The sequence below is a fragment of the Crenalkalicoccus roseus genome, from assembly GCF_004761865.1.
In the GTDB taxonomy this organism is placed as follows: Bacteria; Pseudomonadota; Alphaproteobacteria; order Acetobacterales; family Acetobacteraceae; genus Crenalkalicoccus; species Crenalkalicoccus roseus.
On record NZ_SJDM01000003.1, the window covers coordinates 217,637 to 240,951 of the forward strand.

Below are 23,315 nucleotides of genomic sequence, written 5' to 3' on the forward strand. Positions count from 1 at the left end.
CCATGACCGACGCCCCCTCCCCCCTCCCCTCCGACCGCGCCGCGCAGCTCGCCGCCGAGTTCGGCCTGAAGCCTGACGAGTACGAGCGCGTGCTGGCGATCCTCGGCCGCGCACCTTCCCTGACCGAACTCGGCATCTTCTCGGTCATGTGGTCCGAGCACTGCTCCTACAAGTCGAGCCGCGTCTGGCTGCGCGAGCTGCCGACGAAGGCGCCCTGGGTGATCCAGGGCCCGGGCGAGAACGCCGGCGTGATCGCCATCGGCGAGGGGCTGGCCGCCGTCTTCAAGATGGAGAGCCACAACCACCCCTCCTTCATCGAGCCCTACCAGGGCGCGGCGACCGGGGTGGGCGGCATCCTCCGCGACGTCTTCACCATGGGCGCGCGCCCGGTCGCCAACCTGAACGCGCTGCGCTTCGGCGATCCCAAGCTGCCGCTGACCCGGCGCATCCTGGACGGCGTGGTGCGCGGCATCGGCGGCTACGGCAATTGCGTCGGCGTGCCGACCGTGGGGGGCGAGGTGAATTTCCACCCCGCCTACAACGGCAACCCGCTGGTCAACGCCATGACGGTCGGCATCGCCCGCGCCGACCGCATCTTCTACGCGCGCGCGACCGGCGTCGGGAACCCGGTGGTCTATGTCGGCTCCAAGACCGGGCGCGACGGCATCCACGGCGCCACCATGGCCTCGGCCGAGTTCAGCGCCGACAGCGAGGAGAAGCGGCCCACCGTCCAGATCGGCGACCCGTTCAGCGAGAAGCTGCTGATCGAGGCCTGCATGGAGCTGATGGAAACCGACGCCATCGTCGCCATCCAGGACATGGGCGCGGCCGGCCTGACCAGCTCCTCGGTCGAGATGGCCGGCAAGGGCGGCATGGGCATCGAGCTCGACCTCGACGCGGTGCCGCAACGCGAGAGCGGCATGACCGCCTACGAGATGATGCTCTCCGAGAGCCAGGAGCGGATGCTGATGATCCTGAAGCCCGGCCGCGAGGCCGAGGCGGAGCGGATCTTCCGCAAGTGGGAGCTGGACTTCGCGGTCATCGGCCGCCTGACCGATTCGGGGCGCATCGTCATCCGCCACCAGGGCCGGGTGGAGGCCGACATCCCCCTCGCGCCGCTGGAATCCGAGGCGCCGCTCTACCGCCGCCCCACCGCCGAGACGCCGAAGCCGCCCGTGCTCGACGCCGCTTCGGTTCCCGACCCGGTGGGGATCCCGGCAGCGCTCGAGCGACTGGTCGCCTGCCCCGACCTCTGCTCCCGCCGCTGGATCTGGGACCAGTACGACAGCATGGTGGGCGGGCAGACGGCGAAGCGGCCGGGCGCGGCGGACGCCGCCGTGGTGCGCATCGAGGACCACGCCCGCGCGCTTGCGCTCACCACCGACTGCACACCGCGCTACTGCGCCGCCGACCCCGAGGAGGGCGGAAAGCAGGCGGTGGCCGAGGCCTGGCGCAACATCACCGCCGTCGGCGCCACGCCGCTCGCGATCACCGACAACATGAATTTCGGCAACCCCGAGAAGCCGGAGATCATGGGCCAGTTCGCCGCCGCGGTGCGCGGCATGGCGGCGGCCTGCGCTGCGCTCGACTTCCCGGTCGTCTCGGGCAACGTCTCCCTCTACAACGAGACCGAAGGTCGGGCGATCCTGCCCACCCCGGCGATCGGCGGCGTCGGCGTGCTGGAGCGGGTGACGCAGGCGGTCGGCCTCGCCCTGCCGCCCGGCTGCGAGCTGGTGCTGGTGGGGGAGACCCGGGGCTGGCTCGGCCAGTCGCTCTGGCTGCGCGAGATCGCGGGGCGGGAGGAGGGCGCGCCGCCGCCCGTGGACCTCGCCGCCGAGCGGCGCAACGGCGAGTTCGTCCGCGCCCGCATCCTGGCCGGCGCCGTGCGCGCCTGCCACGACTGCTCCGATGGCGGGCTGCTGGTGGCGGTGGCGGAGATGGCGATGGCCTCCGGCGCCGGCGCCGTGCTCGAGGCGCCTCCCGCCGGCCTGCCCCCGCACGCCTTCTGGTTCGGCGAGGATCAGGGGCGCTACGTGCTGGCGGTGGCCGAGGCCGCGCCCCTGCTCGCGGCCGCGCGCGCCGCCGGCGTCCCCGCCGCCCGCCTCGGCCGCAGCACGGCGGAGGGGGCCTTGGTTCTCCCGGACGGGCGGTCCATATCCGTTGCGAGCCTGCGGGCGGCGCACGAGGCCACCCTGCCGGCGCTGATGGAGGGAGGATGAGCGGATGGCGATGCAGCCGGCGGAGATCGAGGCGCTGATCAAGGCGGCCCTGCCGGACGCCCAGGTGACGATCGAGGACCTGGCCGGCGACGGCGACCACTACGCCGCCACCGTCGTCTCCGAGGCCTTCCGCGGCAAGAGCCGCGTGCAGCAGCACCAGATGGTCTATGCCGCGCTGCGCGGCCGCATGGGGGGGGAGCTGCACGCCCTCGCCCTGCAGACCTCGGCCCCTGATTGAGGAGTGACGCCCTGATGACCAACCCCGTCTTCGAGCGCATCGAGAACGAGATCAAGGAGAACCCGGTGGTGCTCTACATGAAGGGCACGCCGGTCTTCCCGCAATGCGGCTTCTCCGCGCGCGTGGTGCAGATCCTCAGCCATGTCGGCGTGCCCTTCAAGGGCGTGAACGTGCTCGAGGACATGGAGCTGCGTGAGGGCATCAAGCAGTTCACCAACTGGCCGACCATCCCGCAGCTCTACGTGAAGGGAGAGTTCGTCGGCGGCTGCGACATCGTCATGGAGATGTACCAGTCGGGCGAGCTGCAGGCGCTGCTGAAGGAGAAGGGCATCCCGACCTCGGCCGAGGCCTGATCGGCCGGCGAAGGCGGCCGCCGGCGCCTTGCCGGCACCCCTGCGCGGAGCTTTGAAGCCGGCCGCGCCGCTGGGCATGGGATCCTTCCCCCATGCCGCGCCCGACGCCGCTTCCCGCCGTCTCCGTCCTGATCCGCGCCCCGGGAGAGGATCGCCGCCTCGGCATGGCGCTCGACAGCCTGCGTGCCCAGTCCTTCCCGGATTGGGAGGCGCTGGTGATGGGCGGTGGCGAGGCGGCGGTGGCGGCGCGGCGTGATCCTCGCTTCGCCCTGCTGCCTGCCGGACCGGAGACGCGCAAGGCGGCGCTCGCGGTGGCGCGGGGAGAGGCGCTCCTGTTCCTCGAGGCCGAGGACTGGCTCGCCCCGGACGCGCTGGAGCGCCTCGTCCTGGCGCTGGAGGCGGCGCCGGCGGCGGTGGGCGCGGCCGGTCCCTTCGCTTTCGTGGCCGAAGATGCCACGCCCGAAGCAGCGCTTTGGACCCATGGTGGCTCTCCCCCCGAGGGGGACTGCCTGGAGCGCCTCTGCATCGGCAACCGCTTCGCCAATGGCGGCCATGTCCTGCTGCGGCGGGAGGCGGTGCGGCTGGCCGGGCCTCCGCTCGCGCATCTCCGCTTCGGTGCCGATTGGGAATACTGGGTGCGCCTGGCCCTCCTCGGCCCCTACGCGGCGGCGCCCGGCCCCGACCCCGTGCTGTTCGTCCGCCGCCGTCCCGGCCGCGCCTGCGAGCGGCTGGCGCGGGACCCCTCGGCCCTCGCGCCCGCCATCGCCGCCATCTTCGGCAACCCCCTGCTGGTGGAGCGCCTCGGCCCCGAGCGGTGCGCGGCGCTGCGGCGGCGTGCGGAGGCGGAGGCGGCCTGGATCCTCGGGCGGGAGCTGATCCGTCAGGGGGCGCGCGGGGCCGGGCTGCGGCGCCTGCGCGCCTCCGTCGCCGCGGCGCCGAGCCCGAAGCGGGCGCTGCTGCTCGCCGCGGCGCATCTCCTTCCCCTGCTGCCCACCGGGCTGCGCAGCCCCTTCGAGGCGCGGGCCGGGTAGCGCCCGCTCCAAAGCGGCGGACCGCCGGGGCGGTGAGGCAACCGCGCGGCAAGGGGCGGCAGCGTGATCCACCCTCAGCCCGCGGCGGCGCCTCGGGCGCGGCGCCGCCCGAGGAAGGCGGCCAGAACCACCGCCGCCAGCCCAAGGGCCGCGGCGAGCGCCGTTGCGGGATCGGGGAGGCGGAGCCAGAGATTGGCGACGAGGATGGCCAGCAGCGCCCAGGCGAGGCCGGCGGCATACCAGGGCGCGCCGTGCAGGCGCAGCAGCACCGCGGCACCGAAGCCCGCGGCGAGCAGCACCACCAGCGCCGCGGCGCCGCTCTCCGACAGGCCGAACCAGCCGAACCCCGCCCAGCGCGCGGTGATGGAGAGGTTGGCGAAGGTGGCGGCGGAGATCCAGCCGGCGAGCAGGCCGGCCAGGGGCCGCACCAGCCACCGCTCCGCCCCGCTCGCGGGCGGGGCGCGGACCACGCGGCCGAGGGCGGTCAGCGTCGCCGCCACCAGCCCTCCCATGATCAGCACCAGGTGCCAGCCATTGCCGAGAAGCTGGGCGGCGAGCATCCAGGCGATGTTCAGCGCGAAGGCCAGCGCCAGCGGGCCGCGCAGCGCCGCAAGCAGCCGGCTGTCCCGCTGCGCCGGCAGCGCCTGCCAGATCCCGTAGAGGATGGCGAGCAGGAACAGCAGGCTCCAGATGCCGAAGGCATAGCCGGCGGGCACCGCCGGGGTCCGGCTCTGCTCCGTCATCGCGGCGATGGTGGTGCCGACCCCGAAGACCGGCGCCAGGGCGCCCGCCAGGGGCTGCAGCGGCGGCAGGACCAGGTTGAGCAGGCGGAGCGGGCCCATGCGACGCATGTGGCGCGGCGCTGCCGCCCCGCAACCGCCGGAGCCGGCGCGCGGCCCGTTCCGAGGGCGGGTCCGCCATGGCCAGGGCGGAGCGCGGATGGCTGGAACCGGCCGGGAGCGCGACTCCGCCCTGAACACAATGGGCTGGAGCCGTCTTCCGCGACCGCAGCCGCGTGGAAACGGCTCCAGGCGCGGCAGCGGCCGCGCCGCTTCCCCCTCGACCGGCCCGAGGATTGCCCCACAATCGGCCGGCCGGGGAGGATTCGGGATCATGCGGGGCGGCGAAGGGTGAGCACGACACGGCGCGCCTCGCTCCTCGCGCCCTTCGGGCAGCGCAGCTTCCGCTTCCAGTGGCCGGCCGACCTCGCCACCTCCTGGGCCTTCGAGATGGAGACCCTGATCCTCGGCTGGTTCATCCTGGTCGAGACCGGCTCCGTCGTCTGGCTGACCGTCTTCGCCTCGCTGCAATTCCTCGGCACGCTGATCGCCCCGATGTTCGGGGTGATGGGCGACCGCATCGGCCACCGCACCGTGCTCTGCGCCATGCGGGCCTGCTACGCGGCGCTGGCGGCGACGCTGGCGGCACTGGCGCTGACCGGCCGGCTCGGCCCGGCGGAGGTCTTCGTCATCGCGGCGCTGACCGGGCTGGTCCGCCCCTCCGATATCGGCATGCGCAACGCCGTCATCGCCACCACCATGCCGCCCGGCGTGCTGATGGGGGCGATGGGCCTCGGCCGCACCACCGCCGATTCGGCGCGGGTGATGGGAGCGCTGGCCGGGGTGGCGGTGGCGGCGGCGCTCGGCATGGGGCTCGCCTATCTGGTGATCACCGGCCTCTACCTGCTCGCCTTCCTGCTCACCCTCGGCATCGGCCGGCCGCGCCGGGAGGGGCCGGCGCCCCCGCCCGCCGCCTCGCCCTGGCGGGACCTTGGGGACGGCTTCGCCCATGTCTGGACCACGCCGGCCCTGCTGGCGGCGATCAGCCTCGCCTTCCTGGTCAACCTCACCGCCTTTCCGCTCTCGGGGGGGCTGCTGCCCTATGTGGCGCGGGAGGTGTACGGCACCGACCGCACCGGCCTCGGCTACCTGGCGGCCAGTTTCGCCGGCGGCGCGCTGCTCGGCTCGCTGCTGCTCAGCGCCTGGGCGGGGCGGGTGCGGCCGGGGCGGACCATGCTGATCGCCTGCACCCTCTGGTACGTGCTGCTGATCGGCTTCTCGCGCGCCGAGACCGCGGCCGGCGGCATGGCGATGCTCGCCCTCGCCGGCTTCGCGCAGAGCCTGAGCCAGGTGCCGATGGCGGTGCTGCTGCTGCGCGTGGCGAAGGAGAATTTCCGCGGCCGGGTCATGGGGGTGCGGATGCTCGCCGTCTATGGCCTGCCGGTCGGGCTGCTGCTGGCCGGCCCGCTGATCGAGCGCCTCGGCTTCCGCGACACGGCGACGCTCTACGCCGCCTGCGGCCTCGCCTGCGCGCTGGCGATCGCGCTGCGCTGGCGGGCGGCGCTGTGGCCGCGGGAGGCGCCGGCCAACGCGCTGCGGAGCTGAGGGCGCGAAGCAGGTTGCGGCCGGGGCGATTCCGCGCCACCTCCTTCTCATGCCGATCGCGCATCTGCCGGAGCGGGCCGTGCTGGAGGTGGCGGGGGAGGACCGCGTCGCCTTCCTGCAGGGCCTCGTCTCCAACGACGTCGCCCAGGCCGCGCCGGGGCGCGCCGTCTGGGCCGCCTTCCTCACCCCCCAGGGCAAGTGGCTGGCCGACTTCTTCATCTTCGCCGAGAGCGAGCGGCTGCTGCTGGACTGCGAGCGCGGCCACGCCGCGATGCTGCTGCAGCGGCTCTCGCGCTTCCGCCTGCGGGCGCGCGTGGCCCTCCGCGAGGCCCCGGAGGGCTTCGCGGTCCATGTCGGCTGGGGCGGGGCGCCGCTGCCCGAGGGCATTCCCGCCGCGCCTGACCCCAGGCTGCCCGAGGCGGGCTGGCGCGCCCTCGCCCCGGCGCCGCTGCCCGAGGCCGATGCCGGCGCCGAGGCGTGGGACCTGCACCGCCTGCGCCTCGGCCTGCCCGACGGGTCCCGCGACCTGGAGGCGGAGCAGACCGTGCTGCTGGAGGCCGGCTTCGACGAGCTGCAGGGCATCTCCTGGACCAAGGGCTGCTACATGGGCCAGGAGCTGACGGCGCGGACCAGGTATCGCGGCCTGCTCAAGCGCCGCCTGGTGCCGGTGGCGGTGGCGGGCCCCCTGCCCGCGCGCGGCACGCCGGTGGCCTCGGAGGGGGCGGAGGTGGGGCAGATGCGCTCCGGCCGCGACGGGCGCGGCCTTGCCCTCCTGCGGCTGGAGGCGCTGGACGGCCGCCCGCTGCGCTGCGGGGACGCTGCCCTGACGGCGGAAATCCCCTCCTGGATGGTGCTGCCCTCGCGCAGCGCCGCCTGAGATGGCGGCGTCCGATCATGGCCCGGGGGTGCGTGTGCCGCCGCCGCTCCTGGTCGGCGGGCTGGTGCTCGCCGCCTGGGGGCTGCGGCGCCTGCTGCCGCTGCCGGTCGCCGAGCCGCTGCCCGCGCTGGGGCTGGCGGTGATCCTGGTCGCGCTCGGGCTGATCCTGTGGGCGCTCGCGGTGATGCTGCGCGCCGGCACCGACCCGCGGCCGGACCGGCCGGATGCGGCGCTGGTGGAGGAGGGGCCGTTCCGCTTCAGCCGCAACCCGATCTATCTCGGCTTCCTGCTCGCCGCCGCCGGCTTCGCGCTGCGCTGGGGGGACCTCTGGGGGTGGGTAGCCGTCTTCGCGAGTCTGCTCCTGCTCGACCGGCTGGTGATCGCGCGCGAGGAGGCCTATCTCGCCGCCCGTTTCGGCCCGGCCTACGAGGCCTACCGCAGGCGGGTGCGGCGCTGGATGTAGCCCGCCTTCCCCTCCTTCCGGGAACCCTCTGGACATCCTCCATGTTGCATTGCAACATGTCCCGTTTGCACAGGATCTGCCCTAGATGACGATGGTAACCCCGCCTCCGGGGCGGGAATTGCTGGCCCGCGGCGCCGAGACCATGTCGCGCGTGCTCGGCCAGGCGCGCGCGATGGCGGACATGGCCGGGCGCCATGCCGCGGCGCTGCTGCCGGCGCTGCAGCCCCCCGCCCCGCCGCCGCCGCCCCGTCCCGCCGCCCTGGCCCAGGACGCGGCGGAATACCTGCTCGACGCCGGCCAGCGCCTGACCCTGTTCTGGGACGCCATGCGCCGGGCGGGCAACGCCTTCATCGAGCACGAGCGCGCCGGCTGCCCCCCCGTCCTGGTCTTCGAGTGGGAGATGGTGACGGACGGGCGCACCCTCCGCCGCCCGGTGAACTACGCCCTGGTGCGCATCGTCCCGCCCCAGGGCTACCCGCCGACCGACCCGAAGCTCCGCCCCTTCGTCATCATCGACCCGCGCGCGGGCCATGGCGCCGGCATCGGCGGCTTCAAGTCCGACAGCCAGGTCGGCGTGGCGCTGCGCCGCGGCCATCCGGTCTATTTCGTGGTGTTCTTCCGCGATCCGGAGCCGAAGCAGACCGTCCTCGACATCACCGCGGCCGAGACGGTCTTCCTCCGCGTCGTGCACGAGCGGCACCCGCAGGCGCCGAAGCCGGTGGTGATCGGCAACTGCCAGGGCGGCTGGGCGGTGATGATGCTCGCCGCCGCGCAGCCGGAACTCGCCGGCGCGCTGGTGCTGAACGGCGCCCCGCTCTCCTACTGGGCGGGCGAGCGCGGGCGGAACCCGATGCGCTACCTCGGCGGCCTCGCCGGCGGCTCCTGGCCGGCGGCGCTGCTCGCCGACCTCGGCAACGGCAAGTTCGACGGCGCCAACCTGGTGCTGAACTTCGAGGCGCTGTCGCCCGGCAACACCTGGTTCCGCAAGTACTTCAACGTCTACGCCAGCGCCGACACCGAGATCGAGCGGTTCCTGGAATTCGACCGCTGGTGGGGCGGCTACTTCCTGATGAACCGGGACGAGATCCTGTGGATCGTCGAGAACCTGTTCATCGGCAACCGCTTCGCCTCCGGCGAGATCGCCGCCGGCAACGGCGCCACCTTCAACATGCGCGCCATCCGCTGCCCGGTGATCGTCTTCGCCTCGGCCGGGGACAACATCACCCCGCCCGGCCAGGCGCTGCGCTGGATCGCCGACGTCTACCGGGACGAGCAGGAGATCAAGGCGCTCGGCCAGACCATCGTCTACCTGGTGCACGAGGAGATCGGGCATCTCGGCATCTTCGTCTCCGGGGCGGTGGCGAAGAAGGAGCACAGCGAGATCGCCTCGATCGTCGAGCTGATCGACTCCGTCGCGCCCGGCCTCTACGAGCTGCTGATCGAGCCGGAGGCGGACGGCGGCTGGCACGTCGAGCTGAAGGAGCGGAGGATCGCCGATGTCCGCGCCCGCAGCGGCGAGGCGACCAACGAGGCCTTCCCGGCGGTGGCCAAGATCTCCGGCGTGAACCAGGGCGTCTACGACGTGCTGGCGGCGCCCGTGCTGCGCCAGTGGGTGACCGAGCGTGGCGCCGAGCTGCGCCGGCAGATGCACCCGCTGCGCCTGCGCCGCAGCCTGATCAGCGACTACAACCCGCTGATGGCGCCGGTGGCGGTGATGGCCGACCTCGTCCGCCGCCACCGCATGCCGGCCGCCCCGGCCAACCCCTTCCTCGCCTGGGAGCGCGCCTGGGCCGACGGGGTGGAGCGCATGATCGACCTGTGGCGGGACGCGCGCGACGCCTGGACCGAAACCGCCTTCCACGCGGTCTATGGCTGGCTCGCCGCAGCCGGCGCCGCCGGGGCGGAGGCGCCGGAGGGGCCGGCGGCGAGCGACCTCGCCTCGGCGCCCGAGGTGCGCGCCGCGCTGGCCCGCATCGGCGAGGGCGGCTACGCCGAGGCGGTGGTGCGGATGATGATCCTGCTGGCGCAGGCGCGCGGCGGCGTGCGCCGCTCCCGCCTCGCCCGCTCCAACGCGCTGCTGCAGAAGGAGAAGCCCTTCGCCGACATGACGCCGGAGGCGCGCGGGGCGATGATCCGTCAGCAGACCGTGATCTGCACCATGGCCCAGGCGGAGGCCCTCGCCACCCTGCCCGACCTGCTGCCGGACCCGGCCGAGCGCCGGCGCGCCATGGAGGCCGTCGAGGGCGTGGCGGGGCCGGAGGAGGAGCTGGGCGAGGCGGCGCGGGCCATGCTGCAGCAGATCCGCGCCGTCCTCGGCCAGGACGCGGCGCCGCCGCGCAACGCGGCACCCTTCGCCACGATGCCCTTCCACGCCGCCGCGGTGCCGCACGGCGTGGCGGATTGACGCGACGGCCCGGGCGCCGGGCGCCCGGGCCACGCTCAGCGCCCCTTGAAGGCCGGCCTGCGCTTCTCGTTGAAGGCGCGGATGCCCTCCTGCCGGTCCTCGGTGGGGATGAGCTGGTAATAGGCCTCGATCTCGAACAGCATGCCGGAGGCGCGGTCCATCTGCAGCCCCTGGGTGATCGCCTTCTTTGCCTGGCGGACCGAGAGCGGCGCGTTGGCGGCGATGGCCCGCGCCGTCTCCAGCACCGCCGGCAGCACCTCTCCCGGCGGGCAGAGGCGGTTCACCAGCCCCCATTCCAGCGCCTGCTGCGCGGAGAAGGGGCGGCCGGTCAGGATCACCTCCTTGGCGCGGCGCTCGCCGATGGCACGCGGCAGGTTCTGCGTGCCGCCGGCGCCGGGCATGATGCCGAGCGTCACCTCGGTGAGCGCGAAGCGCGCCGCCTCGCTGGCATAGGCGAAGTCGCAGCACAGCGCGAGCTCCAGCCCGCCGGCGAAGGCGGCGCCGTTGACGGCGCCGAGCAGCGGCGGCGGGCAGGCGAGGACGGCGCGCGCCATGCGCTCGAACAGATAGTGCTGACGGGCGAATTGCTCGTCCGTCATGCCGTCGCGCTCCTTCAGGTCGGCGCCGGCGCAGAAGGCGCGCTCCCCCGCCCCGGTCAGCACCACGCAGCGATAGGCGCCGGGCTCCGCCTCCAGCGCCTGGAAGACGTGCAGCAGCTCCGCGCCCATCTCCGTGGTGAAGGCGTTGGCGCGCTCCGGCCGGTTCAGCGTGACGAGGAGCACATGCTCCGCGGGCTCGGCGAGGCGGAGGGTGGAGAGCGGCCGGTCCAGGGCGGCGAGCTGCATGGTCGTGGTCCTTCCGACGAAGAGGCGGGCGCATTCTCCGCCCCCCTGGCGGCGCGGCAAGGCGGGGCGCCGCCTTCTGCCGGAACGTTCCCGTTGCCGGCGCGGCGTCCTGCCGGGGTTGGCCGGGGCGGCCGCCTCCCCTACCCTCTTCCGGAGTCAAGAGGCGAGAGAGGAAACGGACATGGCAGTCGAGGCCGATCTGGTCATCCGCGGCGGCACGGTGGCGGACGGGACCGGCCGCCCGCTCTTCGAGGCCGATGTCGCCATCGCGGATGGCCGCATCGCCGCGGTCGGCGCGGTGCCGGGGCGCGGGCGGGAGGAGATCGACGCCAGGGGGAAGCTGGTCACGCCTGGCTTCGTGGACATCCACACCCATTACGACGGCCAGGCGGTGTGGGATTCCCGCCTGGCGCCCTCCTCCCTGCACGGCGTGACCACGGTGGTGATGGGCAATTGCGGCGTCGGCTTCGCCCCGGTCCGCCCCGGCGAGGAGGACCGGCTGATCGAGCTGATGGAGGGGGTGGAGGACATCCCCGGCCCGGTTCTGCACGAGGGGCTGCGCTTCTCCTGGCGGAGCTTCCCGGAATACATGGAGGTGCTGGCGACCAGGCCGCACGACGTGGACATCTGCGCCCTGGTCCCCCATGCCGCGGTGCGCGTGCACGTGATGGGCGAGCGTGCGCTGCGGCTCGAGAACGCGAACGAGGCCGACATCGCGCAGATGCGCGACATCGTCGCGGAGGCGGTGCGCGCCGGCGCCTTCGGCTTCTCCACGAGCCGCACCATCAGCCACAAGACGCTGAAGGGCGATCCCACCCCCACCCTCCGCGCGCAGGAGGACGAGCTGACCGGCATCGCGCTCGGCCTGCGCGAGGCGGGGGCCGGCTTCCTGGAGCTGGTATCGGACTGGAACGAGCCCGACCCGGCGACGGAGTTCGCCATGGTCCGCCGCATCGCCGAGCGCTCGGGGCGGCCGATCGTCTTCTCCCTGACCGCGCGCCACGACCGCACCGAGGCGTGGAAGGAGCTGCTGGCGCTCTCCAACCGGGCGGCGGCGGAGGGGCTGCCGATCCGCCCCGTCTTCCCACCGCGGCCGATCGGCATCCTGCTCGGCCTGCTCGGCAGCCAGAACCCGTTCAGCGGCACCGACACCTACAAGGCGATCGCCCACCTGCCGCTCGAGCAGCGGGTGGCGGCGATGCGCGATGCGGCGGTGCGCGCCCGCATCCTCTCCGAGGACCGCGTGAGGGGCAGCACCTTCCCCCTCATCACCCGCCTTTCCTTCGAGCGCATGTTCCCCTTCGGCGACCCGCCCGACTACACGCCGCCGAAGGAGACGAGCGTCGCCGCCATGGCGGCGCGCGAGGGGCGCAGCCCGGAGGAGGTGGCCTACGACATGCTTCTAGCCGACGAGGGCCGCAGCTTCCTCTTCGCGCCGCTGACCAACTATGCCGACTACACCCTCGGCGCGAGCGCGGAGCTTCTGCGCCACCCCAACGCCATCGTCGGCCTCTCCGACGGCGGGGCGCATGTCGGCTTCATCTCCGACGGCAGCTTCCCGACCTTCCTGCTGGCCTATTGGGGCCGCGACCGCGGGGAGGGCACCTTCCCGGTGGAGGAGCTGGTGCGCCGCCTGACCTCCGACACCGCCCGCGCGGCGGGGCTCGCGGACCGCGGCGTGCTGGCGCCGGGCATGAAGGCGGATCTCAACGTGATCGACTTCGACCGCCTGTCGCTGCATCGCCCTGAGATGCTGTGGGACCTGCCGGCCGGCGGGCGGCGGCTGATGCAGCGGGCGCGGGGCTATGTCGCCACCGTGCAGTCCGGCCAGGTCACCTACCGCGATGGGGAACCGACCGGGGCCCTGCCCGGCCGCCTGGTGCGCTGCGCGGGATAGGGCGCACTGCCCGAACGGGCGATGCCCTGGAGCCGCTTCCACCCGGCTGTGCCGGCGGAAACGGCTCCAGCCCATCCTTCGCGGAGCGGACCCGCGCTACCGGCCCAGCGTCAGCCCGCCATCCACCACGATGGTCTGGCCGGTCACCATGGCGGCGCCGGCCAGCAGGAACAGGATCACCTCCGCCAGATCCTCCGGCCGGCAGCGGCGCCTGAGCAGCGCCTTGTCGATGGAACTCGCGCGTTGCTCCTCGGTCCACCGGATCATCCAGGAACTGTCCACCGCGCCCGGGGCGACGGCGTTCACCCGCACCTCCGGCGCCAGCGCGCGGGCCAGGTTCTTGGTCAGGCTGATCACCCCCGCCTTGGTCGCGCCATAGGCCATGGAGGATCCCGGGCTGTCGAGGCCGGCGATGCTCGCCACGCTCACCACCGCGCCGCCCGCGGCCTTCAGCGCCGGCGCCGCCGCCTTGGTGCAGCGGAAGACGCCGAGCAGGTTCACGTCGATCACGGCTCTCCACAGCTCGTCGGTGATGCGGCCGAGCTCCGCCGGCGGGATCGTGGTGCTGGTGCCCGGCGTGCCCGCGTTGTTCACCAGGAAGTCGAGCCTGCCGAGATCCGCAATGGCCTTCTCCACCATCGCCTCGCACTCGCCCGCCACCCCGACATTCCCGGCCACGCCGATCGCGTCGAGGCCGCGCGCGCGCAGCGCCGCCACCTGCTCCGGGCCGCGCGCATCCTCGGGCAGGTGGTTGACTGCGACGCGGCAGCCGTTCTCGGCCAGCATCGTCGCGGTGGCGAGGCCGATGCCGGAGGCGGCGCCGGTCACCAGCGCGGCGCGTCCCTTGAGGTCGCAGCGGATCACAGCCTGCGCTCCAGCCCTGCCATGGTGCCGATCCCGCGCAGCGCCCGCTTCAGCGCGATCAGGCGCCGGTCGCGCTCCTCGAACAGCGCCGCCGGATCCTTGCCGGACCAGTCGTAGTAGCCGGCGCCGGCCAGCACGCCGGTGCGGCCCTCGGCGAGCAGCCGGTCCAGCGTCTCGCTGCGGCCGCGCACCGGCGGCGGGGAGTAGCTGCGGTTCGCCAGCACCGCCTGCATCAGCGGCAGGCCGGTGAAGTCGGCCTTGGCGAAGACCGCGAGGATCGGCCAGCGCAGCGCCAGGCCGTGGATGATCGCCGCGTCTATCTCCTCGGCGCTCGCCACCCCCTCGTCCAGCAGGTGCTGCACCTCGAGCCCGATCGCGGCCTGGATGCGGTTGGCGACGTAGCCAGGGACGAATTTGCGCAGCCGGACCGGCTTCTTGCCCATCGCGACCAGCATCGCCTCCACGCCGTCCACCGCCGCCGGGTCGCAGTCCGGCCCCGGCACCAGGTCCACGAGATCCACGAGGTAGGGCGGCGTGTACCAGTGCGCGATCATCGCCTTCCGCTGGCGGCGCGCCGGGATCAGCGGGAAGACGTCGAGATGGCTGGTGTTGCTGGCGATCACCGCCTCCGCCGGGGCGAGCGCGTCGAGCCGCTCGAACAGCGCGCGCTTCGCCTCCGGCGTCTCGATGATCGCCTCCACGATCAGCTCGGCGCCGTCCACCGTCTCCTCCAGGCTCTCATGGCGCGTCACCGCCTGGGCGAGATGGGCGGAGGTCCACTCCGCCGGCGCCTCCCCGCCGGCGGCGAGGGTGGCGAGGGCCTTCTCCATCAGCCCCTGCGCCCGGGCCAGCGTTTCCGGGTTGCTGTCGGTCAGGCGGACACGGTGGCCGCCGAGGGCGAAGACCAGCGCCAGCGCGTGACCCATCGTGCCGGCGCCGATGACGGCGACTCTCGCCATGGGATGCATCCTCCTCTGCCTCAGGGCGTCCAGGGTTCCGGCGCTCGGCTCTCGATGTCGGTGACGACGTCCACCACCACCGTCTCCTCCGCCGCCAGCGCCTCGGCAAGCGCGCCGGCGATCTGCTGCGCCCGCTCGACGCGGATGCCGCGAACGCCGAAGCTGCGCGCCACCTCGATGAAGTCGGTGGGGCCGAAGCGCAGCAGCGCCTCCGCCGCGCCCGGCCGGTTGCCGGCCTGGCGGCGCAGGTTGGGCCAGCCCTGGCCGAAGCCCGAGTTGTTGTTCACCAGCAGCACCACAGCGATGCCGCGCCGCCGCGCCGTCTCCAGCTCCGCCAGGTGGTAGTAGAGCGCGCCGTCGCCCGACCAGCAGAGCACCTTCCGCGCCGGCGCGGCGCATTTCGCGCCGAGCGCCGCCGGGAAGGCCCAGCCGAGCGAGCCGGCAGCGCGCAGATAGGTCTGCCCCGGCTGCATCTCGACCAGCGTGCCAGTCCAGATGCCGGAATAGCCGGTGTCGGCCACCAGGATACCGTCCGCCGGCAGCGCCCGCGTGATCTCGGCGCAGAGCCGCGCCGGATCGATCGGCAGGGCGTTGCTCGCCAGCCGCGGCGCGACCGAGGCGCGCCATGCCTCCACCTGCTGCTGCGCCCAGGCGGCGAAGCCGCCATCCCGCCCGGGTTGGCCGAGCGCGGTGAGCAGCGTCGCCAGCGTCACCCTGGGGTCGCCGAGCAGCGCCACCTCGGCCGGGTAGCTGCGGTGGAACTCCAGCGGGTCGGCGTCTATCTGCACCACCCGCGCCCCCGGCGCCGGGACGCGCCAGGCATGGGTCACCTGGTCGCCGGTGTCGCAGCCGACGAACAGCACCATCTCCGCCGCGTGCACCACGCGGTTGGCCGGCGGGGCGGAGTAGGTGCCGACCACGCCGACATGCAGCGGGTGGCGCGTCGGGACGATGCCGCGGGCGCCGAGCGAGGTGGCGATCGGCGCGTGCAGCGCCTCGGCCAGCGCCAGCAGTTCCGCCCCGCAGCCGGAGAGCGCAGCGCCGTCTCCGGCGACGATCGCCAGCTTCCCGGTCGAGAGCAGCGCCTCCGCCGCCGCCTCCACCGCCGCCGGGTCGGCGGCCGGACGGTGCGCCGGGGCGCGCCAGGCGCCGAGCGCGGCGAGCGGCGCCTCGGTGGCGCCGGCCTCCACCAGCTCGCCCATCAGCCCGTTGAGGTCGAGATGCACCGGCCGCGGCGGCGCCCCCACGGCGGCCGCCCAGGCCTGGCGGAACTGCCGGGGCAGGTCCTCGGCGCCGTCGAGGCTGGCGGCGAATTTCGTGACGGGCGCGAAGAGCGGCGCGTGCGCCACCTCCTGGTAGGCGTTGCGGTGCTGCATCGCGGTGGGCTTGCGCCCGGTCAGCGCCAGCACCGGGCTGCGTGCGAGGAAGGCGTCCTGCAGCCCCGCCGCGAGGTTCGCCGCGCCGACCGACTGCGCCGCCACCACGCCGGGCCGCCCGGCGATGCGCGCGTAGCCGTCCGCCATGTAGGCGGCCGCCTTCTCGGTGTGCGCCAGCACCGGCTGCACGCCGAGGCGCTCGCATTCCAGCAGGGTGCGCCGCAGCACCGCATCCACGAAGAAAAGATGCGTCTGCCCGGAGGCATGCAGGCTGCGCGCCAGCCATTCCGCGCCGTTCATGGACATCCCCCTTCCGTCCGGGGCAGCCTGTTGCGGCGCGGCGCCTCGGTCAAGGCGCAGGCGGCGCGGAAGAGGAAGGACGCCATGGCCGATCTGCTCATCCTGCCGGGACGCGGCGAGGGGCCGCGCTACGCGGACATCGAGAACCCCTCGGAGGTGGTGACCTGGATCGAGGCGCCACAGGGCCCCGCCCCGGCGGGCGCCATCCCTTACCGCTTCCTCGCCTCGCTCGGTGACGTCTCCCGCCCCTCCCCCTTCCTCTACACGGTCGAGCTCGACGTGGCGGAGGAGGATCTGCCGGCGGTGTTCGAGTGGTACGAGAAGGAGCACCTGCCGATGCTCACCGCCTGCCCCGGCTGCCTCGGCGGCACGCGCTACCAGCGGCTGGACGGGGGCAGGCCCAACCTCCTCGCCGCCTATCGCTTCAGCCGCCCCGACGCCAACCGCACGCCGGAATGGGAGGCGGCGCGCAGCACCGAATGGACGCTGCGCATGCGCGCCCTGTTCCGCGACTCCCGCCGCCACCTGCGGCGCCTCCTGGCGCAGGGCTGAGCCGCGGCGATGTTGCCGTGGCGCCGGCGGCTTCGCTAGCCTCGCCTGCGGATCCGCAGACCCATGCGGACCGCTGGGAGAGGAGACGTTCATGTGGACCCTGGCGCGGCGGGCGCTGCTGCTCGCCGGTGTTCTGCTCGCCGCCACGACGGCGCCGGCGGCGGCGCAGGTGCAGCTCATCATCCCCTGGCCGGCCGGGGGCGGAACGGACATCATCGGCCGGCTGATCCAGCCGGTCTTCGCCGAGCAGCTCGGCAACCCGGTGATCATCCGCAATGTCGGCGGCGCCACCGGCACGATCGGCACCTCGGAGGTGGTGCGCGCGCGGCCGGACGGTTCGACGCTGCTGCTCACCTCCATGGCGGCGGTGGCGATCCAGCCGAGCTTCCTCGCCCGGCCGCCCTACCGCGCCGACCAGCTTGCGCCGATCTGCATGGTGGCGCAGGCGCCGGCGGTGCTGATGACGCCGAAGGCCACGGGCATCCGCACCATCGCGGACATTGTCGAGCGGGCGCGCGCCGCGGGAGGGCAGATGCCCTACGCCTCGGGCGGCGTCGGCGGGCTCGGCCACCTGGCAATGACGGGGCTGACGCGCGCGCTCGGCATCCAGATGACCCACATCCCCTACCGCGGCTCGGGCGATGCGATGCTCGCCATGCTGGCCGGCACCGTGCCGCTGCTGACGGCGGAGGCGAACCTCGTGCACCAGTACGGGCTGCACGCCGTCGCCGTGTTCGGCGAGGAGCGGCTGCCGGAATACCCCGACACGCCGACGGCGCGGGAACAGGGGGTGGATCTGGTCTTCCCGCTCTGGACCGGGATGTGGGCGCCGGCCGGTACGCCGGAAGCGGTGCTGGACCGCATCGACGCCGCCTGCGCGCGCACGCTGCGTACCCCCTCCGTCGTCGAGGGCATGACGCGCGCCGCGCACCCGATCCGCTACCTGAACCGGCACGAATTCGGCGAGTTCGTGCGGCAGGAGGTGGTGAAGTACGCGGAGCTGATCGAAAAGACGGGCCTGCGCCAGGCGGAGTGACGCCTCAGGAGGCGGGTCGGCGGCGCAGCAGGTAGCGCTGCCGGCCCTCCATCACCAGCACGCCGCGCTGGTTGCGGATGGCGCTGGCGAGGCCGAGGATGCCGGTGCTGCGCTGCGGCGTCAGCTCGTCCACCGTCAGCACGGGGTAGAGGGTGTCGCCGAGCAGCACCGGGTGCAGGAAGCGGCTCGACTGCTCGATGAAGCCCTTGAGCGACTCCTCCACCATGTGGGGGAAGAGGCCGGCTCCGGCGCAGCTCTGGATCACCACTTGGAAGCCGTGCGCCAGCATCTCCGGCAGGCCGCGGGCGCGGCAGAATTCGCGGTCGTAGTGGATTGGGTGGTTGTCGCCGGAAGCGGCCTGGAAGGCGGCGAACAGGCCGCTCGTCATGGTGCGGCTCGGCAGCACGAAGCGCTCGCCGAGGGCGAAATCCTCGAACCAGCGCTGCCGCTCCACGAGCCGGTGGGCGCGGGGATCGAAGCCTTCCGCCATGGCGCCGCCGCGCCGCTCAGGCGTTGCCGGAGAGGTAGTCGAGCGCCGCCTGGACGCCGCCCGGCCGGTGCGGCACGCCGGCCGCGCGCAGCCCCATCTCCACCCCGCCCAGCGTACCGACGAGCTGCAGGTCTCCGAAATCGCCGAGATGGCCGATGCGGAACACCCGGTCGTTGAGCTGGCCGAGCCCGTTGCCGAGGCTCATGTTGAACCGCTCCAGGATGGTGGCGCGCAGCGCGTTGGCACTGTGCCCCTCCGGCACCCGCACCGCGGTGAGGCTGGAGGAGTAGTGCCGCGGATCCTCGCACTGGATCTCGAGCCCCCAGGCGCGCACCGCGCGGCGCGTCGCCTCGGCGTGGCGGTCGTGGCGGGCGAAGACGTTCTCCAGCCCCTCCTCCAGCAGCATGTCCACCGCCGCGTCCAGGCCGTAGAGCAGGTTGGTCGCCGGGGTGTAGGGGAAGTAGCCGGTGGCGTTGGCCGCGAGCATCGGCTTCCAGTCCCAGAAGCTGCGCGGCAGCCGCGCCGTCTCGCTCGCCTTCAGTGCCTTCTCCGAGATGGCGTTGAAGGACAGGCCGGGCGGCAGCATCAGCCCCTTCTGGCTGCCCGCCACCGTCACGTCCACGCCCCACTCGTCGTGCCGGTAGTCGATCGAGGCGAGGGAGGAGATGGTGTCCACCAGCAGCAGCGCCGGGTGGCCGGCGGCGTCCATCGCCCGCCGCACCTCGTCGATGCGCGAGGTGGCACCGGTCGAGGTCTCGTTGTGCACGACGCAGACCGCCCTGATCTCGTGCGCCTTGTCCTCGCGCAGCCGCGCCTCGATCGCGGCGACGTCGGCGCCCCGCCGCCAGTCGGTGTGGATGAAGTCGGGGCGCAGCCCGAGCCGCTCCGCCATCTCCCGCCACAGCGTGGCGAACCAGCCGGTCTCGCACATCAGCACGCGGTCGCCGGGGGAGAGGGTGTTGGTCAGCGCCGCCTCCCAGGCGCCGGTGCCGGAGGCGGGGTAGATCACCACATGCGACCTGGTCTTGAAGACCGCCCGCACCTTCTCGAGCAGCGCCTTGCCGAAGCGGCCGAAATCCGGCCCGCGATGGTCCATCGTCGGGTTGTCGATGGCACGCAGCACTCGGTCCGGCACGTTGGTCGGGCCCGGGATCTGCAGGAAATGCCGGCCGGCGACGGGCTTCGACTGGTAGTAGGCCATGGGGTCTCCCCTCCGCAGTGCTGGTGTTATGGGGCGCCTCATTGTCCGGCACCAATGAAAACGCCTTGTCTTATTGATGAGGATTATAGATCGGACGTCCGGCCCCGGCCCCGCTATAGGCAGGGACTGCCCGGCGACCGGCCGGGCCGCAAGGGATCCTGGCATGAACGCCTTCACCATTCCACGCGAGCGCATCGGCGACAGCCGCCTCGCCGCGCGGCTGCGGCGGGAGACGCAGGGCGAGGTGCTCTTCGCCCCCGGCGACCGCGGCCGCTACGCCACCGACGCCTCCATCTACCAGATCGAGCCGGTGGGCGTGCTGGTGCCGCGCACCGTCGCCGACGTGGAGGCGGCGCTGGCGATCTGCCGTGAGGAGGGCATTCCGGTGCTGCCGCGCGGCGGCGGCACCAGCCAGTGCGGGCAGACGGTGAACCGCGCCCTGGTGCTGGATTGCAGCAAGCATCTGCGCGGCGTGCTCGCGGTGGACCCGGAGGGGCAGCGCGCGACGGTCGAGCCCGGCATCACCCTCGGCGCGCTGAACGAGGCGCTGAAGCCGCACGGGCTGTTCTTCCCGGTGGACCCCTCCACCTGGGCGCGCTGCACCATCGGCGGCATGGCGGGCAACAACTCCTGCGGCGCCAAATCCATCCGCTACGGGCTCATGGCGGACAATGTGCACGCCATAGACGCGCTGCTCGCCGATGGCAGCCGCTTCCGCTTCGGCGAGCTGCCCGACAATCTCGGCGCCGATGTCCCGCCCGGAATCGCCGAGCTGGTCCAGCGCCTGCGCGCCCTCGGCGCGCGGGAGGCGGAGGAGATCGCGGCGCGCTTTCCCGCCGTGCTGCGCCGCGTCGGCGGCTACAACATCGACGCGCTGACCCCGGCGGCGCGCGCCGCCGGGCGCGGCAACCTGGCGCGGCTCCTAGTGGGCAGCGAGGGGACGCTCGCCTTCTCCGCCGCGCTCGATCTCAGGCTCTGGCCGGTGAAGCCGCGCAAGGTGCTCGGCATCTGCCAGTTCCCGACCTTCCGCAAGGCGATGGAGGCGGCGCAGCACCTCGTCACCCTCGATCCGGAGGCGGTGGAGCTGGTGGACCGCACCATGATCGAGCTCGGCCGCTCCATCCCGATCTACCGCGCGACGATCGAGAGGATGCTCATCGGCGAGCCGGACAGCCTGCTGATCGTCGAATTCCACGGCCATGAGGAGGCGCCGCTGCTCGCCGCCCTCGGCCGGCTGGAGGAGATGATGGGCGATCTCGGCCATCCCGGCGCCGTGGTGCGCGCGACCGACGCCACCTTCCAGGCGGCGATCGCCGAGGTGCGCGAGGCCGGACTCAACATCATGATGAGCATGAAGGGGGACGGGAAGCCGGTCTCCTTCATCGAGGACTGCGCCGTCGCCCTCCCCGACCTCGCCGACTTCACCGAGCGGCTGAACGCGGTGTTCGAGCGGTACGGCACGAAGGGAACCTGGTACGCCCACGCCTCGGTCGGCTGCCTGCATGTCCGCCCGGTGCTGAACATGAAAGATCCGGGCGAGGTGCGCCGCATGCGCACCATCGCCGAGGAGTGCTTCGCCCTGGTGCGCGAGTACAAGGGCAGCCACTCCGGCGAGCACGGGGATGGCATCGTGCGCTCCGAATTCCACGAGGCGATGTTCGGCCTGCGCCTGGTCGCCGCCTTCGAGGCGGTGAAGGACGCCTTCGATCCGCGCGGCCTGCTCAACCCCGGCCGCATCGTGCGCGCGCCGCGCATGGACGACCGCAGCCTGTTCCGCTACCCGCCCGGCTACGCCGCCGACCCGTCGGTGGCCCCGGCGCTCGACTGGTCGGCCTGGCCGGGCCCGCAAGGCGGGCTGCTCGGCGCGGTCGAGATGTGCAACAACAACGGCACCTGCCGGAAATTCGACGCCGGCGTGATGTGCCCCTCCTACCGCGTCACGCGCGATGAGAAGCACGTCACGCGCGGGCGGGCCAACACGCTGCGCCTCGCGCTGACCGGCCAGCTCGGCCCCGGCGCCCTGGCCTCGGACGAGGTGCAGGAGGCGCTCGCCCTCTGCGTCTCCTGCAAGGGCTGCCGGCGCGAGTGCCCGACCGGGGTCGACATGGCGCGGATGAAGATCGAGGCCCTGGCGGCGCGGGCGCGCCGGCGCGGCATCGGTGCCCGCGCGCGGCTGATCGCCACCCTGCCGCGCTGGGCGCCGCTGGCGAGCCGCCTCTCCATCCTCGCCAACGCGCGCGGCCGCATCCCCGGCCTCGCCGCGCTCGGCGAGCGCGCGCTCGGCCTCGCCGCCGACCGCCCCCTGCCCCGCTTCCGCCGCGACGCCTTCCGCGACGAAGAGCTGCCGGCGCCGCAAGGGCGGGAGGGCGAGGTGATCCTCTTTCCCGACCTGTTCAACCGCTACTTCGAGCCGGAGAACCTCCGCGCCGCCGCCCGCGTGCTTTCCGCCGCCGGCTACCGGCCGGCGGTGGCGCGGCCGCCGCGCGGGCGCCGACCCCTCGACGAGGGGCGCACCCTGCTCGCCGCCGGGCTGGTGGAGGAGGCGCGGGCGGAGGCGCGGCGGACGCTCGAGGCGCTGTCCCGATTCGCCGCGCCGGTGATCGGCATCGAGCCTTCCTCGCTGCTGACGTTGCGCGACGAGCTTCCCTCGCTGCTGCCGGGCGAGGCGGCGGTGAACCTCGCCGCGCGGGCGCTGCTGCTCTCGGAATTCCTGGCGCGGGAGAAGCCCCGCCTCTCCCTGAAGCCGCTGCCGGAGCCGGCAGCGCACATCCATGGGCACTGCCACCAGAAGAGCTTCGGCGCCTTCCCCGCGGCGGTGGCGACGCTCGCCATGATCCCGGGCCTGAAGGTGACCCCCATCACCTCCTCCTGCTGCGGCATGGCCGGCAGCTTCGGCTACGAGGCGGAGCACCAGGCGGTGTCGCGGGCGATGGCGGAGCTCTCCCTGCTGCCCGCGGTGCGCGCCGCCCCACCCGGGCACCTGATCGTCGCCGACGGCACCTCCTGCCGCCACCAGATCCGGGACCTCTCGGGGCGGGAGGCGCTGCACAGCGTGCGGGTGCTGGAGCGCGCCCTGGCGTGATCCGGCCGGCGCGCCGCCTTGGTCCGGCAGCACCCTCTCGGCTATGCTCGCAGACGTGAACCTGCTGACGCCCGCCCATGCCCGCCTGCCCGTCGAGGTCGTGTTCGACCTCGTCTGCCCCTGGTGCTTCCTCGGGATCCGGCGGCTGTGGCGGGCGCTGCGCGCCCGGCCCGAGGTGCGGGTGGAGCTGATCTGGCGGCCCTTCCTGCTCAACCCCGACCTCTCGCCCCAGGGCGTGCCGCGGCACGAGTATCTGGCGCGGAAATTCGGCGGCGAGGAGCGGGCGCGGCGCCTGCACGGCACCCTTTCCGAACTCGGCCGCGCCGAAGGGATCGCCTTCCGCTTCGAGCGGATCCGCCGCATCCCCCACACCCTGGACGCGCACCGCCTGGTGCGCTGGGCCGACCGCCAGGGCTCCGCCGATGCGATGGTGGAGGCGCTGTTCGAGGCCTACTTCACCGATGGGGTGGACATCGGCGATCCGGCGGCGCTGGCCGGCATCGCCGCCCGCCTCGGGCTCGACGGCACCGCGGCGCGGCGATTCCTCGCCGGCGTGACGGATGTGGAGGCGGTGCACGCCGACAACCTGCGCGCGCACCGCCTCGGCATCAACGGCGTGCCCTGCTTCGTCGTTGCCGGCCGCCACGCCATCGCCGGCGCGCAGGAGCCGGAGGTGCTGGAGCGGCTGTTCGACGTGGCGCTGGTGGAGGGCTGAGCCACAGCCACCCGGCTCGGTGAAGGCGG

Annotated in this window: 20 protein-coding genes; 13 read left to right on the forward strand and 7 right to left on the reverse strand. The window is 73.6% G+C overall.

From position 1 onward, the window contains the following. The first annotated feature begins 2 nt into the window (after positions 1-2). The 4 genes from purL to ET526_RS04940 all read left to right on the forward strand — a co-directional run bounded on the left by purL (position 3) and on the right by ET526_RS04940 (position 3,841). On the forward strand, positions 3-2,219 hold the full coding sequence (gene purL / locus ET526_RS04925; protein ID WP_135466552.1) for a phosphoribosylformylglycinamidine synthase subunit PurL: 2,217 nt from the start codon (positions 3-5) through the stop codon (positions 2,217-2,219). 4 nt (positions 2,220-2,223) lie between these two features. Then, positions 2,224-2,457, forward strand: a complete 234-nt coding sequence (locus ET526_RS04930) for a BolA family protein (RefSeq protein WP_135466553.1) — start codon at positions 2,224-2,226, stop codon at positions 2,455-2,457. Positions 2,458-2,471: 14 nt separating this feature from the next. Beyond that, positions 2,472-2,810, forward strand: coding sequence for a Grx4 family monothiol glutaredoxin (grxD, locus tag ET526_RS04935; RefSeq protein WP_135466554.1), 339 nt, complete (start codon positions 2,472-2,474; stop codon positions 2,808-2,810). 92 nt (positions 2,811-2,902) lie between these two features. Next, positions 2,903-3,841, forward strand: coding sequence for a glycosyltransferase family 2 protein (locus tag ET526_RS04940; protein ID WP_135466555.1), 939 nt, complete (start codon positions 2,903-2,905; stop codon positions 3,839-3,841). 74 nt (positions 3,842-3,915) lie between these two features. On the opposite strand, the gene ET526_RS04945 is transcribed toward ET526_RS04940, so the two are convergent. Next, on the reverse strand, positions 3,916-4,692 hold the full coding sequence (locus ET526_RS04945; protein ID WP_135466556.1) for a hypothetical protein: 777 nt from the start codon (positions 4,690-4,692) through the stop codon (positions 3,916-3,918). Between the two features lie 279 nt (positions 4,693-4,971). Here ET526_RS04945 and ET526_RS04950 point away from each other — a divergent pair, with 279 nt between their 5' ends. The 4 genes from ET526_RS04950 to ET526_RS04965 all read left to right on the forward strand — a co-directional run bounded on the left by ET526_RS04950 (position 4,972) and on the right by ET526_RS04965 (position 9,969). Continuing rightward, positions 4,972-6,225, forward strand: coding sequence for an MFS transporter (locus tag ET526_RS04950; RefSeq protein ID WP_135466557.1), 1,254 nt, complete (start codon positions 4,972-4,974; stop codon positions 6,223-6,225). 49 nt (positions 6,226-6,274) lie between these two features. Continuing rightward, positions 6,275-7,102, forward strand: coding sequence for a CAF17-like 4Fe-4S cluster assembly/insertion protein YgfZ (gene ygfZ, locus ET526_RS04955; RefSeq protein WP_135466558.1), 828 nt, complete (start codon positions 6,275-6,277; stop codon positions 7,100-7,102). A 34-nt stretch (positions 7,103-7,136) separates the two neighbouring features. Beyond that, a complete protein-coding gene (locus ET526_RS04960; protein WP_158295494.1) occupies positions 7,137-7,565 on the forward strand; it encodes a methyltransferase family protein in 429 nt (142 codons plus the stop codon). Between the two features lie 85 nt (positions 7,566-7,650). Further along, positions 7,651-9,969: a DUF3141 domain-containing protein gene (locus tag ET526_RS04965; protein WP_135466560.1), complete on the forward strand. Its 2,319-nt coding sequence runs from the start codon at positions 7,651-7,653 to the stop codon at positions 9,967-9,969. A gap of 35 nt (positions 9,970-10,004) precedes the next feature. On the opposite strand, the gene ET526_RS04970 is transcribed toward ET526_RS04965, so the two are convergent. Beyond that, positions 10,005-10,814: an enoyl-CoA hydratase-related protein gene (locus ET526_RS04970; protein ID WP_135466561.1), complete on the reverse strand. Its 810-nt coding sequence runs from the start codon at positions 10,812-10,814 to the stop codon at positions 10,005-10,007. Between the two features lie 181 nt (positions 10,815-10,995). Between ET526_RS04970 and ET526_RS04975 the strand changes: the two genes are divergently transcribed. Then, positions 10,996-12,711: an N-acyl-D-amino-acid deacylase family protein gene (locus ET526_RS04975; RefSeq protein WP_135466562.1), complete on the forward strand. Its 1,716-nt coding sequence runs from the start codon at positions 10,996-10,998 to the stop codon at positions 12,709-12,711. 96 nt (positions 12,712-12,807) lie between these two features. Here ET526_RS04975 and ET526_RS04980 read toward each other — a convergent pair whose 3' ends face one another. Genes ET526_RS04980 through ET526_RS04990 form a run of 3 tightly spaced genes read right to left on the reverse strand, consistent with a single transcriptional unit; the run spans position 12,808 to position 16,216 of the window. Next, positions 12,808-13,575: an SDR family NAD(P)-dependent oxidoreductase gene (locus ET526_RS04980; RefSeq protein WP_135466563.1), complete on the reverse strand. Its 768-nt coding sequence runs from the start codon at positions 13,573-13,575 to the stop codon at positions 12,808-12,810. Continuing rightward, the gene (locus tag ET526_RS04985; RefSeq protein WP_135466564.1) at positions 13,572-14,534 is read right to left on the reverse strand and encodes a 3-hydroxyacyl-CoA dehydrogenase family protein; all 963 of its coding nucleotides are present in this window, start codon (positions 14,532-14,534) and stop codon (positions 13,572-13,574) included. Before ET526_RS04985 ends, ET526_RS04980 begins: the two co-directional genes overlap by 4 nt. Before the next feature lie 20 nt (positions 14,535-14,554). Further along, positions 14,555-16,216 (reverse strand): thiamine pyrophosphate-binding protein, encoded by a 1,662-nt coding sequence (locus ET526_RS04990; protein WP_158295495.1) that lies wholly within the window; start codon positions 16,214-16,216, stop codon positions 14,555-14,557. Between the two features lie 78 nt (positions 16,217-16,294). Between ET526_RS04990 and ET526_RS21220 the strand changes: the two genes are divergently transcribed. Next, positions 16,295-16,762 carry a DUF4286 family protein gene (locus ET526_RS21220; protein ID WP_158295496.1) on the forward strand — a complete coding sequence of 156 codons (468 nt, stop codon included), beginning with the start codon at positions 16,295-16,297 and terminating at the stop codon, positions 16,760-16,762. 91 nt (positions 16,763-16,853) lie between these two features. Then, positions 16,854-17,798 carry a Bug family tripartite tricarboxylate transporter substrate binding protein gene (locus tag ET526_RS04995; RefSeq protein ID WP_135466566.1) on the forward strand — a complete coding sequence of 315 codons (945 nt, stop codon included), beginning with the start codon at positions 16,854-16,856 and terminating at the stop codon, positions 17,796-17,798. 4 nt (positions 17,799-17,802) lie between these two features. Here the strand turns inward: ET526_RS04995 and ET526_RS05000 are convergent, their stop codons facing one another. Both ET526_RS05000 and ET526_RS05005 read right to left on the reverse strand, forming a co-directional pair. Next, positions 17,803-18,288: a MaoC family dehydratase gene (locus tag ET526_RS05000; protein ID WP_135466567.1), complete on the reverse strand. Its 486-nt coding sequence runs from the start codon at positions 18,286-18,288 to the stop codon at positions 17,803-17,805. 16 nt (positions 18,289-18,304) lie between these two features. Then, positions 18,305-19,489: a pyridoxal-phosphate-dependent aminotransferase family protein gene (locus ET526_RS05005; RefSeq protein WP_135466568.1), complete on the reverse strand. Its 1,185-nt coding sequence runs from the start codon at positions 19,487-19,489 to the stop codon at positions 18,305-18,307. Between the two features lie 163 nt (positions 19,490-19,652). Between ET526_RS05005 and ET526_RS05010 the strand changes: the two genes are divergently transcribed. Both ET526_RS05010 and ET526_RS05015 read left to right on the forward strand, forming a co-directional pair. Beyond that, a complete protein-coding gene (locus ET526_RS05010; protein ID WP_135466569.1) occupies positions 19,653-22,571 on the forward strand; it encodes an FAD-binding and (Fe-S)-binding domain-containing protein in 2,919 nt (972 codons plus the stop codon). Between the two features lie 43 nt (positions 22,572-22,614). After that, positions 22,615-23,286 carry a DsbA family oxidoreductase gene (locus ET526_RS05015; protein ID WP_192898654.1) on the forward strand — a complete coding sequence of 224 codons (672 nt, stop codon included), beginning with the start codon at positions 22,615-22,617 and terminating at the stop codon, positions 23,284-23,286. Positions 23,287-23,315 lie beyond the last annotated feature (29 nt).